This is a genomic window from Tardiphaga robiniae, assembly GCF_013359755.1.
GTDB classification, from domain to species: domain Bacteria; phylum Pseudomonadota; class Alphaproteobacteria; order Rhizobiales; family Xanthobacteraceae; genus Tardiphaga; species Tardiphaga robiniae.
The window spans coordinates 200038-215538 of sequence record NZ_JABMCJ010000092.1 but is presented as its reverse complement, the minus strand read 5'-3'; the positions used below and the strand labels follow the sequence as shown (position 1 = coordinate 215538).

At 62.4% G+C, this 15501-nt stretch carries 10 protein-coding genes; 1 reads left to right on the top strand and 9 read right to left on the bottom strand.

Translation table 11 applies throughout. From position 1 onward, the window contains the following. Position 1: 1 nt before the first annotated feature. The 9 genes from HP556_RS22965 to HP556_RS22925 all read right to left on the bottom strand — a co-directional run bounded on the left by HP556_RS22965 (position 2) and on the right by HP556_RS22925 (position 12868). Positions 2-1285 carry an acetyl-CoA C-acetyltransferase gene (locus tag HP556_RS22965; RefSeq protein ID WP_175368660.1) on the bottom strand — a complete coding sequence of 428 codons (1284 nt, stop codon included), beginning with the start codon at positions 1283-1285 and terminating at the stop codon, positions 2-4. 13 nt (positions 1286-1298) lie between these two features. Further along, positions 1299-3575 (bottom strand): acyl-CoA dehydrogenase, encoded by a 2277-nt coding sequence (locus HP556_RS22960; RefSeq protein ID WP_175368659.1) that lies wholly within the window; start codon positions 3573-3575, stop codon positions 1299-1301. A gap of 236 nt (positions 3576-3811) precedes the next feature. Continuing rightward, entirely contained in the window at positions 3812-4435 is a 624-nt protein-coding gene (locus tag HP556_RS22955) for a flavin reductase family protein (RefSeq protein ID WP_089262600.1), read from the bottom strand. A gap of 36 nt (positions 4436-4471) precedes the next feature. Further along, the gene (locus HP556_RS22950; RefSeq protein WP_175368658.1) at positions 4472-5071 is read right to left on the bottom strand and encodes a TetR/AcrR family transcriptional regulator; all 600 of its coding nucleotides are present in this window, start codon (positions 5069-5071) and stop codon (positions 4472-4474) included. A gap of 19 nt (positions 5072-5090) precedes the next feature. Then, positions 5091-8231, bottom strand: a complete 3141-nt coding sequence (locus HP556_RS22945) for an efflux RND transporter permease subunit (RefSeq protein WP_175368657.1) — start codon at positions 8229-8231, stop codon at positions 5091-5093. Positions 8232-8258: 27 nt separating this feature from the next. Further along, on the bottom strand, positions 8259-9365 hold the full coding sequence (locus HP556_RS22940) for an efflux RND transporter periplasmic adaptor subunit (RefSeq protein WP_175368656.1): 1107 nt from the start codon (positions 9363-9365) through the stop codon (positions 8259-8261). Between the two features lie 111 nt (positions 9366-9476). Further along, positions 9477-10823, bottom strand: a complete 1347-nt coding sequence (locus HP556_RS22935) for an MFS transporter (protein ID WP_175368655.1) — start codon at positions 10821-10823, stop codon at positions 9477-9479. A gap of 115 nt (positions 10824-10938) precedes the next feature. Beyond that, positions 10939-11520, bottom strand: a complete 582-nt coding sequence (locus tag HP556_RS22930; RefSeq protein ID WP_175368654.1) for a TetR family transcriptional regulator C-terminal domain-containing protein — start codon at positions 11518-11520, stop codon at positions 10939-10941. Between the two features lie 94 nt (positions 11521-11614). Further along, positions 11615-12868 carry an Hsp70 family protein gene (locus tag HP556_RS22925; RefSeq protein WP_089262612.1) on the bottom strand — a complete coding sequence of 418 codons (1254 nt, stop codon included), beginning with the start codon at positions 12866-12868 and terminating at the stop codon, positions 11615-11617. 239 nt (positions 12869-13107) lie between these two features. Between HP556_RS22925 and HP556_RS22920 the strand changes: the two genes are divergently transcribed. After that, the gene (locus HP556_RS22920; protein ID WP_338117603.1) at positions 13108-15447 is read left to right on the top strand and encodes a Tex family protein; all 2340 of its coding nucleotides are present in this window, start codon (positions 13108-13110) and stop codon (positions 15445-15447) included. The last annotated feature ends 54 nt before the right edge of the window (positions 15448-15501 follow it).

The following is a 15501-nucleotide window of genomic DNA, read 5'->3' as shown; positions in this document are numbered from 1 at the left end:
CTCACACCGTCTCGATCAACATCGCGCCGCCGAGGCCGCCGCCGATACATTCGGTCGCGATTCCCCTTTTGGTGCCGAGCCGCTTCATCGCATTGACGAGATGCAGCACAATGCGGTTGCCGGACGTGCCGACGGGATGGCCGAGGCTGATCGCACCGCCATCGACATTGAGCCTGGCGCGATCGATCTCGCCGGCAGCGCCATCGAGGCCGAGCACCTCACGGCAGAATTTTTCGTCTTTCCACGCGGCGAGACAGCCGAGTACCTGCGTGGCGAAGGCTTCGTTGAGCTCCCAGGTCTCGATGTCCTGAATCGTCATGTTGTTGCGCTTCAACAGATCGTTCGACGACAACACCGGACCAAGGCCCATGATCGACGGATCGAGCGCAGACCACTGGCTGTCGACGATCACCGCCTTCGGCTTGAGACCGTGTTTCACCACCGCGTCTTCGGACGCAAGGATCATCCATGATGCACCGTCGGTGATCTGCGAGGAATTGCCGGCGGTGACCTGCCCCCACGGACGTTCGAATACCGGCTTCAGCGTCGCGAGCTTGTCGACCGACGAATCCGCGCGGACGCCGTCATCGTGGTCGTAGAAATTGCCCTTGCGATCGAAGGCGGTTTCGACCTCACCCTTCAGCCAGCCCTGTTCCTGCGCATGCGCAAGGCGCTTGTGACTTTCGACGGCATAGGCATCGGCCTGCGCACGCGTGATGCCGAACAGGTGCCCGACCTTCTCGGCGGTCTGGCCCATATTGAGGTCGGTGATCGGATCGGTGAGGCCGCGCTCGAGGCCGATGATCGGCTTGAAATAAGCCGGCCGGGCCTTGGCGATCGCCGCCACCTTGCCGAGCACACCCTTGGCCATGGCAAGCCCGGCGAACCAGCGCACGCCGTTCTGCGGCCAGACCAGCGGCGCATGGCTGAGCGCTTCGGCGCCGCCAGCGAGGATCAGATCGGCATTGCCTTCGCGGATATAGCGATAGCCGGTGTCGATCGACTGCATGCCGGAGCCGCAATTGATCTGCACGGTGAAGGCCACCATCGCCTCGCCCATACCGAGCCGAAGTGCCGCGACGCGCGCCGGGTTCATCTCATCCGCGATGACATTGACGCAGCCAAGGATCACCTGGTCGAAGGCATCCGGTGCAAAGGGCTGCCGCGCCAGCAGCGGGCGTCCGCATTGAACGGCAAGATCGGCAGGGGTGAACGGACCGGGACCGCTGCGCGCCTTCAGGAACGGCGTCCGGCTGCCGTCAACGATATAGACTGGTCTTGTCATGAAAGTCTTGCCATCAGCTTGCTGCCCGCTGCTCACCAAGTTCCTGGAAGAACTGGTGCACGTTATCGGACTTCTTATAGCCGGGCGACAGCTCTTCCGGCGCGAAGTGATCGACCTCGATCACCAGCTTGACGGCTTCCTGCGCGGCGGCGAGCTTCTCGCCCTCGGCCTGGGTAATCACGCCCTGTGTCACTGCATCCTTCCAGCTCTTCAGCTTTGCCGTGCGGATGCGCTTGGCGATATCGTCACTCGATGTCACCAGTTTGAACGCTTTCTCCAGCCGCGCCAGACCGCGGTCATCATCCACATGCGACAGATCCGGCGTCAGGCGATCGCGCGTCGCCGACGGCTCCAGGATCATCTGCGCGCAGCGATGCACCACGCGATCCGAAGGTCCGAGCACCGATGCACCATATGGCTGCACGATGAATTTGAGGATGCCGGCGACAAAGCGGTTCGGCAGGTTGGCCAGAATCTCCGCAAAGCGGTTCTCGATGGTCTTGAAGCCGGACGCCATACACCATTCAAGCGCCGGCAGATCGTCCTGCTGGCGGCCTTCGTCCTCCCAGCGCTTCAGCGCAGCCGAGAGCAGATAAAGCTCGGAGAGAATATCGCCGAACCGCGCCGACAGCATTTCCTTGCGCTTCAACGCTCCGCCCAGCGTCAGCAACGCCATGTCGGCGCACAATGCGAAGGCCGAGGAATAACGCGAGAGCTGGCGATAAAACTGTGTGGCATCGCCGGCATCCGGCGCAGGCGCGAATACGCCACCGGTCCAGCAGCGACCCCAGGCGCGGAACAGCGTGGTGACGCTATGGCCGATATGTTTCCAGAACGCGGTGTCGAAGGCCTCTAAGCCCTTCGCCTTGTCGGGATCGCCGAGCGCATTCATTTCCTGCAACAAATAAGGATGCGCGCGGATGGCGCCCTGCCCGAACACGATGAGATTGCGCGTCAGGATGTTCGCGCCTTCCACCGTGATGCCCACCGGCACCGCGCGATACAGATTGCCCATATAGTTCTGCGGGCCGTCGATCACGGCCTTGCCGCCGTGGATGTCCATGGCATCGTCGATGGCGACGCGCATGCGCTCGGTGGCATGCAGCTTCATGATGCCGGAGATAACCGCGGGATGATGGCCCAGGTTGAGCGCCGCCGAGGTCAGGCGTCGCGCGGCATCGAGCAGATAGGCCGTGCCGGCGATGCGGGCGAGCGGCTCCTCGATGCCTTCGAACTTGCTGATCGAAATGTTGAACTGTTCGCGGATGCGGGCATAGGCACCAGTGGTGCGCGCGGCATAGGCGGCACCGGCCGCAGACAGGGACGGCAATGAGATGCCACGGCCGGCGGCGAGCGCCGACATCAGCATCTTCCAACCCTGACCAAGCCGCTCCTGACCGCCGATGATGTAGTCGAGCGGGATGAAAACGTCGCGGCCCCAGTTTGGGCCGTTCTGGAACACCTGCATCGACGGTAGATGGCGCTGGCCGATCTCGACGCCCGGAAGATCATGCGGGATCAGCGCAACCGTGATGCCAAGCTCATCCTGTGAGCCCACGAGGTGATCGGGGTCATAGGCCTTGAAGGCGAGACCGATCAGCGTCGCGACCGGGCCGAGCGTGATGTAGCGCTTGTGCCAGTTGAGGCGCAGGCCCAGAACCTCCTGGCCTTCGAACGTGCCCTTGCAGATGATGCCGCTGTCGATCATCGAGGCCGCGTCCGAGCCCGCTTCCGGGCTGGTGAGGCCGAAACAGGGAATGTCGCGTCCATCGGCAAGGCGCGGCAGCCAGCGCTGGCGCTGCGCGTCGGTGCCGAACTTCATCAGCAGTTCGCCGGGGCCGAGCGAGTTGGGCACCATCACGGTGACGGCGGCGACCACCGACCGCGACGAAATCTTGCGCACCACTTCCGAATGCGCATAAGGCGAGAAGCCGAGACCTCCGAATTCCTTCGGAATGATCATGCCGAAGAACTTTTCGCGCTTGATGAACTCCCAGACGTCCGGCGGCAGATCGCGCAATTCCCAATTGATCTTCCAGTCGTCGATCATCTCGCAGAGGCGATCCACCGGCCCGGTCATGAAGGCCTGTTCTTCGTCCGTCAGTGTGGCCGGCTTGACGGCGAGCAGCTTGGCCCAGTCCGGATTGCCGGTGAACAGATCCGCATCCCACCAGACGTCGCCGGCTTCCAGCGCCTCGCGCTCGGTATCCGACATTTTCGGTAGCACGCCCTTGGCCCAGCCAAAGATCGGCTTGGTGAGATAATCACGGCGCAAGCTGGACGAGCTCATGGAGGCTTCCTCTCAATCGAGACGACCAGCAGTCCGGGCGGACCACGGGCGCCAAAAGGCAGACGCTCTTAGCGGGACGGTGTCGGTGTCACTTTAGCTTTCGCATTGAAATTCAAGCGAAATTTGACAGCATCGAGCCATCATTAACGACAGGATACCGCAACGGTTCCCGAAAGGCGATTTCCCGCCGCGTGACCAGTGGTCGCGCGACCGAAATGCCGGAAGAATAGCCGGCCTCAGTCCGGCCGGTTCATCTCGAACATGGCGTCCTGCTTGATGTGGAAATAGTCGCCGCGGCGGCCGGCGCGCAGGATCGGGCCAGCCAATGCGGTCTGGTACACGCCATCCACGATCAGGGTCTTGTCGATATGCACGGCGACGACTTCACCCATGGTGAGGAAGGCGTTGGCCGAAGCGCCGTTGGCGCCCTTGAGTTCGATGATCTGGGTCACCTTGCACTCGAAAGCAACGCGGGCTTCGCCGACCCGTGGCACATTGACCAGCTTGCTCGGCACCGGCGTCAGGCCGGCGATCTCGAATTCATCGACTTCCGGGCCGACATGCGCCGCCGTGGCGTTCATCTGCTTGGCCAGATCCATGGTGGCCAAATTCCAGACGAATTCCTTCGTCGCCTGCATGTTGCGGGCGGAGTCCTTGATCCCGATGCTGGAAAAGCCGATCAGCGGCGGCGTGTAGTTGAAGGCGTTGAAGAAGCTGTATGGCGCCAGATTAACGTGGCCATTGGCATCCCGGGAGGAGACCCACCCGATCGGACGCGGACCGATGATGGCATTGAAGGGATCGTGCTTGAGGCCGTGGCCGTTGACGGGCTCGTAAGAATGCAGATCGAATGCGGTCACGCGGAAGATCCCCTGAATTGACGTCAGAGAGATCGTCTAGCCCCGCGGGGCCAACCCGGCAAGAACGAAGTCGATCATCTGGTCCAGGGTCGGGCCAGGTTTCGTCGCACATTGCGCGATCATCTGCGGGTGAAAGAACCGCATCATGGCGGTGCAGGCGCACATGGCTGCCAATTCGACTTCCGGAGCCTGAAACTCACCCTTGGCAGCACCGTCCGCGATGACACCGCCGATGGTAACGGTGATGCGCTCCATATGAGCAGTGCAGACATCCCAACTCTCTTCCATGGCGATGGCGACCATCTCATGCAGCTTGGCATCGCCGACATAGCGTTCGGCATTCATCTCATGGATCGACGTCAGCAGTTCGCGGAGCCGCGCGGCGGCCGGCTGCGGATTTTCAGCAATCGCTCCAGCGGCCTCTTCAACTTCCCCCATCAATCGCTGCGCCACGGCCGCGATGATCGACTTCTTCGAATCGAAGAAGCGATAGACGTTCGCCGGGCTCATCCGGAGCACCTTGGCGATATCAGCCACGGTGGTCTTCTGGTAGCCGATTTCACGAAACAGCTTTTCCGCGACCACAACGATGCGGCCCCGCATATCGGCTTCGACGTGATCAGAAATCAGAGTCATCTCGGAGTGCAGTCTTCAGTTATTCGGCAGCAAGCGGAAAGGCCTGTTGCTTGTCGTGATGGTGCGGTGCGTGATGATCCACATCCTCACCCGATCCGCGTTCATCCAGGCTCTTGCGAAACCATAGCGCATAGAGACCCGGGAGATACAACAACGTCAAGAACGTCGCCACAAACAATCCACCCATGATGGTGACCGCCATCGGCCCCCAGAAGGCCGAGCGCGACAGCGGGATCATCGCCAAAATGGCCGCCAGCGCCGTCAGGATGACCGGACGCGCACGGCGCACGGTCGCCTCGACGATGGCTTCGCGGCGGGTCAGGCCGTGCCGCACGTCGGTTTCGATCTGATCCACCAGAATAACGGCGTTGCGCATGATCATACCCGCCAGCGCGATCAGGCCGAGCAGTGCCACGAAGCCGAACGGCTTGTTGGCGACGTTCAGCGCCAACGAGGCGCCGACGATGCCGAGCGGCGCCGTCAGGAACACCAGGATCAGGCGCGAGAAGCTCTGCAACTGCACCATCAGCAGCGTCAGCATGATGATCATCATCAGCGGAAACAGCACGGCGATCGAGGCATTGCCCTTGCTGGATTCTTCCACCGCGCCGCCGATCTCGATGCGGTAGGCCGGCTGCAGGCTGTCGCGGATCTGCTGCAACTGCGGCCAGATCTGGTTGGTGACATCCGGCGGCTGCACGCCGTCGACGACGTCGCCGCGCACGGTGATCGCCATGTCGCGGTTACGGCGCCAAAGGATCGGCTCCTCATGGGCGTATTCGATCTTCGCCACCTGCGACAGCGGCACCGGAACGCCGTTGCGCGAGATGATAGTGAGATCGCCCACACGGCCGAGATCGAGGCGTTCCGACGGAACGGCACGGGCAACGACACCCACTTTCTCGATACCGTCACGCACGTTCGTGACCGACGCGCCGGAGATCAGCATCGCCAGGGATTGTGACAACTCCTGCGGCGTCAGGCCGAGCGCACGGGCGCGATCCTGGTCGACCACCAGCCTGAGGGAAGGTGTCTGTTCGTTCCAGTCGAGCTGCGGATCGACCATATTCTTGTTGGAGCGCATTACTTCGCGCACCCTGTAGGCTATATCCCGCACGGTCGCGGTATCCGGCCCGATGACGCGGAACTGGACGGGGAAACCGACCGGCGGACCGAAATTGAAGCGATCGACGCGCACGCGTGCTTCCGGCAGCTGGCCATCGGCGACGGCCTTCTCGATCTTGGACTTGATGCGCTCACGTGCCTCGACATCCTTGGACACAATCACGATCTCGGCGAAGGCCTCGTTCGGGAGCTGCGGATTGAGGCCGAGCCAGAAGCGCGGCGAGCCGCGGCCGACATAGGCCGTATAGGTGGCGATGTCCTTGTCGTCCTTGAGCAGCTTCTCGGCGTCCTTGACCGCCTTTTCGGTAACGCCAAAGGCCGTGCCTTCCGGCAGGCGCAGCTGCAGGAACAGTTCGGGGCGCTCAGACAGCGGGAAGAACTGCTGCTGGACATGGCCGAAACCGACGATGGCCGCGATGAAGATGCCGACGGTGGCAGCCACCACCTTGATGCGGTGCGTGACGCACCACTGCACGACGCTGCGCAACCCGCGATACATGCGCGTCTCATAGACCGCATGCGGATCGTGATTGGCCTTTCCGTGGGCAGCAAAGTTCGGCAGCAGCTTGACGCCGATATAGGGCGTGAAGATCACCGCGACGAACCACGAGGCGATCAGCGATATCGCCACAACCCAGAAAATGCCGCCGGCATATTCGCCCACTGCGGAATTCGCAAAGCCGATCGGCAGGAAGCCGACGGCCGTAATGAGCGTGCCCGTGAGCATCGGAAATGCCGTGGACTCCCAGGCGAAGGACGCTGCGCGCACGCGGTCCCAGCCCTGCTCCATTTTCACCACCATCATCTCGACCGCAATGATCGCGTCGTCGACTAGGAGGCCGAGCGCGATAATCAACGCACCTAGCGTGATGCGATGCAGGTCCATGCCCATCGCATTCATGACCATGAAGACGATACCAAGCACCAACGGCACCGACAGTGCGACCACGATGCCGGTGCGCCAGCCGAGCGCAAGGAAGCTGACGAACAGCACGATCCCCAGGGCCTCGATGAACGAGTGCGTGAATTCGCCAACGGCGTGTTCGACCACCAGCGGCTGATCGGCGATCTGCTCGACATTGACGCCCTGCGGGACGGCGACCATGAACTCGTTCTTGGCCTTTTCGACGTCCTTGCCGAGTTCAAGAATGTTGGCGCCGTTCGCCGTCACCACGCCGATGCCGAGTGCGTATTGGCCCTTCTGCCGGACCTTGAAATCCGGCGGATCGACGAAGCCATGGCTAACCGTCGCGATATCGCCGAGGCGGAACGTGCGCCCGTTACTCTCGACCGGCGTCTCCGCGACGGTTTTGGCGCCATCAAGTGCACCGGTGACACGCAGCGGCACGCGCTGCGACGAGGTTTCCACCGTGCCCGCCGGCTGGATCGCGTTCTGCTTGGCGAGCGAGTCGAACAGCGTCTGCGGCGTGATGCCGAGCGTCGCCAGCTTGGCGTGGGAGAATTCGACGAAAATGCGCTCGTCCTGGGCGCCGTAGAGATTGACCTTGGTGACACCCTTCACCTTCAGCAGGCGCTGGCGCAGGCCTTCAGCGACCACTTTCAACTGTTTGAAGTCGGCGCCGTCACCAGTCATCATGTAGAGGATGGAGTCGACGTCGCTGAACTCATCATTGACCGTTGGCCCGACCAGATTGGCCGGCAAGCTGCCCTGCACGTCGGCAAGCTTCTTGCGCAGCAGATAGAACAGGAACGGCACGTCCTTGGCCGGCGCATTGTCCTTGAACGTGACCTGCAGCGCCGTGAAGTTCGGCTTCGAATAGGTCTGCACCTTGTCGAAGTAAGGCAGCTCCTGCATCTTTTTCTCGATGGGATCTGCAACCTGCTCCTGCATTTCCTTGGCGGTCGCGCCCGGCCAGATCGCCGTGACGTTAACGACCTTCACCGTGAAGGACGGATCTTCGGCGCGGCCCAGCTTCTCGTACGAGAAGAAGCCGCCGACGCCGAGCGCGATGATCAGAAACAGGATCAGCGCGGGATGGCTGACCGCCCAGGCGGAGAGGTTGAAGCGATGCATCGGCTTCGTCCTTTGAATGCGAGTGTCTTAAAACGACAATGCGGAGACGACGTGGACCTTCAGCGCAGGGTCCAGTTTCTGCACCCCGAGCGTCACGATCTTGGCACCTTCATCGACGCCACCTGATATGATGACGTCGTTGCTCTCATAGGACTTCACCTTGACGGGCTGCAGCGCGACGTCGCCCGATGCGCTCACGACATAGAGCGAAGGGTTGTTGCCCTGGCTGAACAGCGCCGAGAGCGGCACGCGCGCAACGCGTTCGGTGGCGGGATCGGACAGCGTCAGCGTCGCCGTCATGCCGAGCGACACCTTGTCGTCGGCCTCGGGCAGCGAGAATTTGGCGAGATAGGTGCGCGTCGCGGTGTCGGCATTGGGCGCCAGTTCACGCAGCTTGGCGGCATATTGTTTGCCGGGCTCGGACCACAGCGTCACGCTGGCTTTGCCTTCCTTGGCGCGGCCAACCAGCGTTTCCGGAATGGAAACCACCGCCTCCTTCTCGCCGAAACGCGCGACACGGATGGCGGCTTGGCCGGCGGCGACGACCTGACCGGCGTCGACCAGCGTCGCGGTAACAACACCGCGGGTGTCGGCGATCAGCGTTGCATAAGAGAGGCTGTTCTTGGTGAGTTCGACCGAGCGTTCGGCGCGATTGAGACGCGCACGGGCTTCGTCGCCCGTGGCTTTGGCCTGATCGAGCTGTGCCTGGGTGGACCAGCCCTTGCTGCGCAATTCCGTGGCACGGCCCTCGGCCGCAGTGGCGTTGGCCAGCACGCCCGTGGATGCGTTGAGTTCGGCGACGGCCTGCTCGGCCTGCAGCTTCAGATCGACCTCATCGAGCGTAGCCAGCGGCTGGCCGATCTCGACGTTCTGCCCGACCTCAACAAGGCGCTTGGCGACCTTGCCGGTGACCCGGAAGCCCATATCGGTCTCGATCCGCGGGCGGATGGTGCCGACGAAACTGCGCTGCGGCGATTCCGGCTCGTAATGCACAGTCGCGACCAGCACGGGGCGGGTTGGCTTGGCTTCCGCCTCAGTTTTCTTGCCGCATCCGGCCAGAGCAAGGGCCGGGATCAACAGGAGCGCAGCGGCGAATGGCTTGCGGGAAGCGCTGACTTTGGTGTGGCCGAGCATCACGAGCGTCCTTCGAATGAATGTTCGAAGGAACTTAGGCGTGATCACTGACGAATGTCAACATTCGTCAGTGATCACAATTTCGACAGATTGCCGCACCCCATCCCGGCCTTATTTCACCCGCGCCGGTTTGCCGGTAGCTGCGAACTCCGTTGCTGTCCCGTGATTGCCGACCAGCACGAGAATACCGGCGACCAGCGGCATGGCCGCCAGGACCAGAAGCCCGGTCGAGGTGCTGCCGGTCAATTCCTTGACCCAGCCGATCAGATAGGGACCGCCGAAGCCGGCGAGATTGCCGATCGAATTGATCAGCGCGATGGCGCCGGCGGCGGCTGTGCCGCTCAGCCACGCTGTCGGGAGCGTCCAGAACAGTGCGAAGGTGCAGAACACGCCGATTGCCGCGACCGTCAGTGCGACCATGGTCAGCGTCGGATTGGTGGAGATGCCGGACAGCGCGAGCGCCACGGCGGTCAGCAGCAGCGGCAGACCAACATGCCACACGCGCTCGCGGGTCTTGTCGGAATGCTGAGCCCACAGCACCATGGCAATGGAGCCGAACAGATAGGGGATCGCGGTGACGAAACCGGTCTGCAGATTGGTGAAGCCGAACGCCTTCACGATCTGCGGCAGCCAGAACTGCATGCCGTAGAGTGCGCCGACGAAACCGAAATAGATCACGCTCAGCATCAGCACCTTCGGCGACGATAGCGCCTGCCCCAGCGTCATGCCATGGGCGCTCTCCTTGGCGAGACGCTCGCCTTCGAGCTTGTCGGACAGCCAAATCTTCTGGTCGGGCGTCAGCCAGTCGGCCTTTTCAGGCTTGTCGGTGAGATAGAACCAGGTGACGACGCCGAGAATGACCGACGGAATGCCTTCGATGATGAACAGCCACTGCCAGCCCCTGAGGCCCATGACGCCGTCGAGCCCCAACAACATGCCGGAGATCGGCGCGCCAATCACCGTGGATACGGGCACCGCAATCGCGAAGGCGGCGAGGAAACGCGCGCGATATTCGGCCGGAAACCAGTAAGTGAGATAGAGGATAATGCCGGGGAAGAAGCCGGCCTCGGCGACACCGAGCAGAAAGCGCAGCGTGTAGAAGCTCCACGGGCCACTGACGATCGCCATCAGCGCGGAGATGATGCCCCAGCTCACCATAATGCGCGCGATCCAGCGGCTGGCGCCGAATTTCTCCAGCGCGATATTGCTGGGAACTTCAAAAATGAAATAGCCGATGAAGAAGATGCCAGCACCCCACGCAAAAACGGTGGGCGAGAAATTCAGCTCGGCATTCATGGTGAGCGCGGCGAAGCCAAGATTGACGCGGTCGAGATAGGCCAGGAAATAAGCCAGCACCAGAAACGGGATCAGCCGCCAGGAAATGGCGCGGATGGTCGAGGTTTCGATGTCGGATTTTGCGCTGCGCGTGGCGCGCGCGCCGACGGCGGTCTGGCTCATAGTTCACTCCCGGTCGCTTGTTGTCGGCAACGGCCTCTGCGGGCCGCGCTGTCATGTCGCACGGTTTAGCGAAAGAGCCGGGGAGCGGCAATGTCTGTGCAGAGCAGCAATCAGCTCAGCGCAGCACCTGCGTGAACAGCACCTGCGCGAAGCGCTCGATCGGTGCCGGGCTGCGTTCGGCCTTGGACAGCAGGTTGGCGCCCTGCAGCGACGAGACGATGAAACCCGCAACCTCCGCGCATTCGAAGTCGGCCGGCAGCTCGCCGGCTTTCACCGCGGAGGTTAGGCATTCGGCAATACTCTGCTGAACATCGGCGAAGATCGTCAGCAGCCGGTCGCGAATGAGGTCGCTGTGGTCGCTGGCTTCGGCCGTGAAGTTGCCGAACAGGCAGCCATTGCACATCTGGTCTTCGGTGAGCCGGGCCACATTGGCATCGATATAGGCGCGCAACCGCGCCAGTGGCGACAGGCCCTCATTGCGCAGCGTCTGCGCCATCAGTTCGCGACCCTTCGCGAAATAGAGATCGATGATCTCGAGGCCGAATTCTTCCTTGGAGGTAAAGTGGTTGGTGAAGGTGCCCTGCGGCACGCCCGCGGCATGCACGATGTCGCGAACACTGGCCCCCGCATAGCCGCGCGCATGCACGACCGCGAGGCCTGCGGTGAGAATCCTGTCGCGATTCGAGAGCTTCGCCATGGACTTAATATGGCTGTGCCGGGCGCCGGATCAAGCGACCGCCGCGCATAACCACAAGGCGTTCAGCCCCCTTTTACTGCCGTGGCCTTTGGGTCTAGCCGTGCCCGTAGCGGCGGGCCGCCTCGACAGTCAAACCCTTGCCGACGGCCCCGAACGTGTCGCCATCGATAGCGCGGGCGGCCGGCAGCGCCGCCGTGATCGCCTTGCGGACATGGGCGAGCTGCACCGAACCGCCGGTCAGGAACACCGCATCGATCGCTTCGGGCTTCAATCCGGCCTGGTTCAGGCAGATCTTGATCCGCGCGGTGATCCGATCGGCGAGCAACTGGGTGTGGCTGACGAGTTCCTTGCGGGCGACGCCGGCGGCAAGGCCAGGCTCGATCCAGTCCAGCGCGATGCTCGATTTCGGCTTGTCGGACAGGCCAATCTTGGCGCCCTCGACTTCCATGGCCAGTGTGTGGCCGCGCTGCTCGTCCAGTACGCGCACCAAGCGATCCAGCAGCTCCGGCTGCTGTGCCTCATAGCGCACCTGTTTCACCTCATTCATGACCTTGGAATCGTACATCCGGTTGATGCTCGACCAGGTCGCCAGATCGTGGAAATAGCCTGACGGCACATCGAGCCCCGCGCGCTTCATCGCCGAGCGATAGCCGAGCAGCGGCATGATCACGCCGAGGCTGAGATGTCTGTCGAAATCGGTACCGCCGATGCGCACGCCGTCATTGGCGAGAATGTCGTCCTTGCGATCGGCATGACGGTGCCGCTCGGGCGAAAGGCGCACGATGGAGAAATCCGACGTGCCGCCGCCGATATCGGCGATCAGCGCGATCTCCTCCGAATTGATCTGGCGCTCGTAATCCAGCGCCGCGGCAATCGGCTCGAACTGGAACGTGACGTCCTCGAAGCCGACGTCTTTCGCTATGGCGCGCAGCGTAGCTTCGGCCTTGGCATCGCCCGCCGGATTGTCGTCGACGAAATGGACGGGACGGCCATGGACGACCTGGCGGAGTTCAAGCCCTGTGGCCTGTTCCGCACGCCGCTTCACCGCACCGAGATAATAGGCGATGACATTGCGGAAGCTGACGCGTTCGCGGCCGACGCGCGTCGTCTCGTCGATCAGCGACGTGCCAAGCACGGATTTAAGGCTGCGCATCAGGCGGCCAGGCGCCCCCTCGACATAGGCCTCAATCGCCTTGCGGCCGATGAAGGCGCCGGTATCGGCCTTGTAAAAGATCGCACTCGGAATTGTGACATGATAGTCTTCGAGCGCCGCCAGCACCGGAACATCATTGATGACCGTGCCGAGCGTCGTGTTCGACGTCCCAAAATCCAGACCACAAACCGACATTGCCGCTCCCGAAAGGAACGTCCGTCTACACAGTTCGCAGGCCGCGATCTAGCATTATATTTTTGCACAGCCGGACTGTCATGAAGCGCATCGAACACTGCAATTTTCGAAGCAAAACAACGCGATCCACAGAACAATCGACTGCATCCGCCGGGGTTGATGAATCGTGCGGCATCGGTCCATAAGCGGTTTGCGACGGCGGTATGACCCGCCACGGAATTTCGAAGGAATCTCTACGCGTGGCAAACATCAATCAGAAGATCGCAGACGAACTTGGCGTGCGCGAACAGCAAGTCGCCGCGACGGTAGAACTGCTCAACGGCGGCGCGACGGTGCCGTTCGTGGCGCGTTACCGCAAGGAAATCACCGGCGGTCTCGATGACGCGCAACTGCGCACGCTGGAAGAGCGCCTGACCTATCTGCGCGAACTCGAAGAACGCCGTCTCGTGATTCTGGAATCGGTGCGCGAACAGGGTAAGCTCGACGCTGCGCTCGAAACGGCGATCATGACCGCCGACACCAAAGGCCGTCTCGAGGACATCTATCTGCCGTTCAAACCGAAGCGCCGCACGAAGGCCGAGATCGCCAAGGAAGCCGGCCTTGAACCGCTATCGGAACTGCTGCTCACCGAGCCGCAGAACGATCCGAAGAAAGTTGCCGAAGCCTTCGTCAATGCCGAGAAGAACGTCGCCGATGTCGCCGCTGCACTCGACGGTGCGCGCGCCATTCTTGTCGAGCGCTTCGCCGAAGATGCCGATCTGATCGGCGCGCTGCGCGAGCAGATGTGGTCGAATGGACTGATGGCCTCGACCGTGCGCACCGGCAAGAAGACCGAAGGCGAGAAGTTCAAGGACTATTTCGACTTCAGCGAGCCGCTGCACAAGCTGCCGTCACATCGCATTCTCGCGCTGTTTCGCGGCGAGAAGGAAGAGATCCTCGATCTCGCGATGCAGCCTGAGCCAGTGCCGGCGACGCCCGCCACCACCACACCGAGTTCCTATGAACTGAAGATCATGAATCGCTTCGGCGTTTCCGATCAGGGCCGCCCCGGCGACAAGTGGCTGACCGAAACCACCCGCTGGGCCTGGCGCACCAAGATCCAGGTCCATCTCAACATCGACCTGCGCATGCGGCTGTGGACTGCGGCCGAAGAAGAAGGCGTCCGCGTGTTCGCCTCCAATTTGCGCGATCTCCTGCTCGCAGCGCCTGCAGGCGCGCGCGTCACCATGGGTCTCGATCCCGGTTTCCGTTCGGGTGTGAAGACCGCGATTATCGACGCCACCGGTAAAGTCGTCGCAACGACCACGATTTATCCGCATGAGCCGCAGCGCCAGTGGGATGCGTCGCTCGCCATGCTCGGCAAGCTCGCCGTCCAGCACAAGGTCGATCTGATCGCCATCGGCAACGGGACGGCCTCGCGCGAGACCGACAAGCTGGCGATGGAGCTGGTGAAGCTGCTGCCGGACTTGAAGATGTCGAAGATCGTAGTGTCGGAAGCCGGCGCCTCGGTCTATTCGGCCTCGGCCTTCGCTTCTGAAGAACTGCCCGAGCTCGACGTCACCTTGCGCGGCGCGGTGTCGATTGCGCGCCGCCTGCAGGATCCGCTGGCCGAACTGGTGAAGATCGATCCAAAGGCGATCGGCGTCGGCCAGTACCAGCACGATCTCGGCGAGAGCAAGCTGGCGCGGTCGCTCGATGCCGTCGTGGAAGACTGCGTGAACGGCGTCGGTGTCGACGTGAACACGGCATCGGCGCCGCTGCTGGCACGCGTGTCCGGCATCGGCACCGGTCTGGCGCAGAGCATCGTGCAGCACCGCGACGCCAACGGCCCGTTCAAGTCGCGCAAGGCGCTCAAGGAAGTGCCACGGCTCGGGCCCAAGGCGTTCGAACAATGCGCGGGCTTCCTGCGCATCAATGACGGCGAGGATCCGCTCGACAAGTCCGGCGTGCATCCGGAAGCCTATCCGCTGGTGCGCAAGATTCTCGAAGCCACCAAGAGCGACATCAAGGCGCTGATCGGCAATGCCGAGATCCTGCGCAAGGTGCAGCCGAAGACCTTCGTCGACGACACCTTCGGTCTGCCGACGGTCACCGACATTCTGAAAGAACTCGAAAAGCCCGGCCGCGACCCCCGCCCCGCCTTCAAGGCTGCGGTGTTCATGGAAGGCGTCGAGAAGCTGAGCGACCTCAAACCCGGCATGGTGCTCGAAGGCACTGTGACCAACGTCGCTGCCTTCGGCGCCTTCGTCGATATCGGCGTGCATCAAGATGGTCTGGTGCACATCTCGGCGATGTCCAAGACCTTCATCAAGGATCCGCGCGAGGTCGTGAAGTCAGGCGACATCGTCAAGGTGAAGGTGCTGGAAGTCGAAGTCGCCCGCAAGCGCATCGCCCTGACGCTGCGCATGGATGACCCCGTCGGTGCCAAGGCCGACCGCCCGCAAGCCGATCGCGGCCCGCGCTTCAACGAGCGCCAGATGACATCGCGTGCTCCGGCGAAGCAGGAGAGCAGTGGCGGTGGTGCATTTGCAGAGGCACTCCGCCGTGCAGCCGAGAAGGGCGCCGGAAAGGCGAAGTAACTCTCCCCGTCATTGCGAGCGAAGCGAAGCAATCCAGAAGCCAAAAGCGCAGTC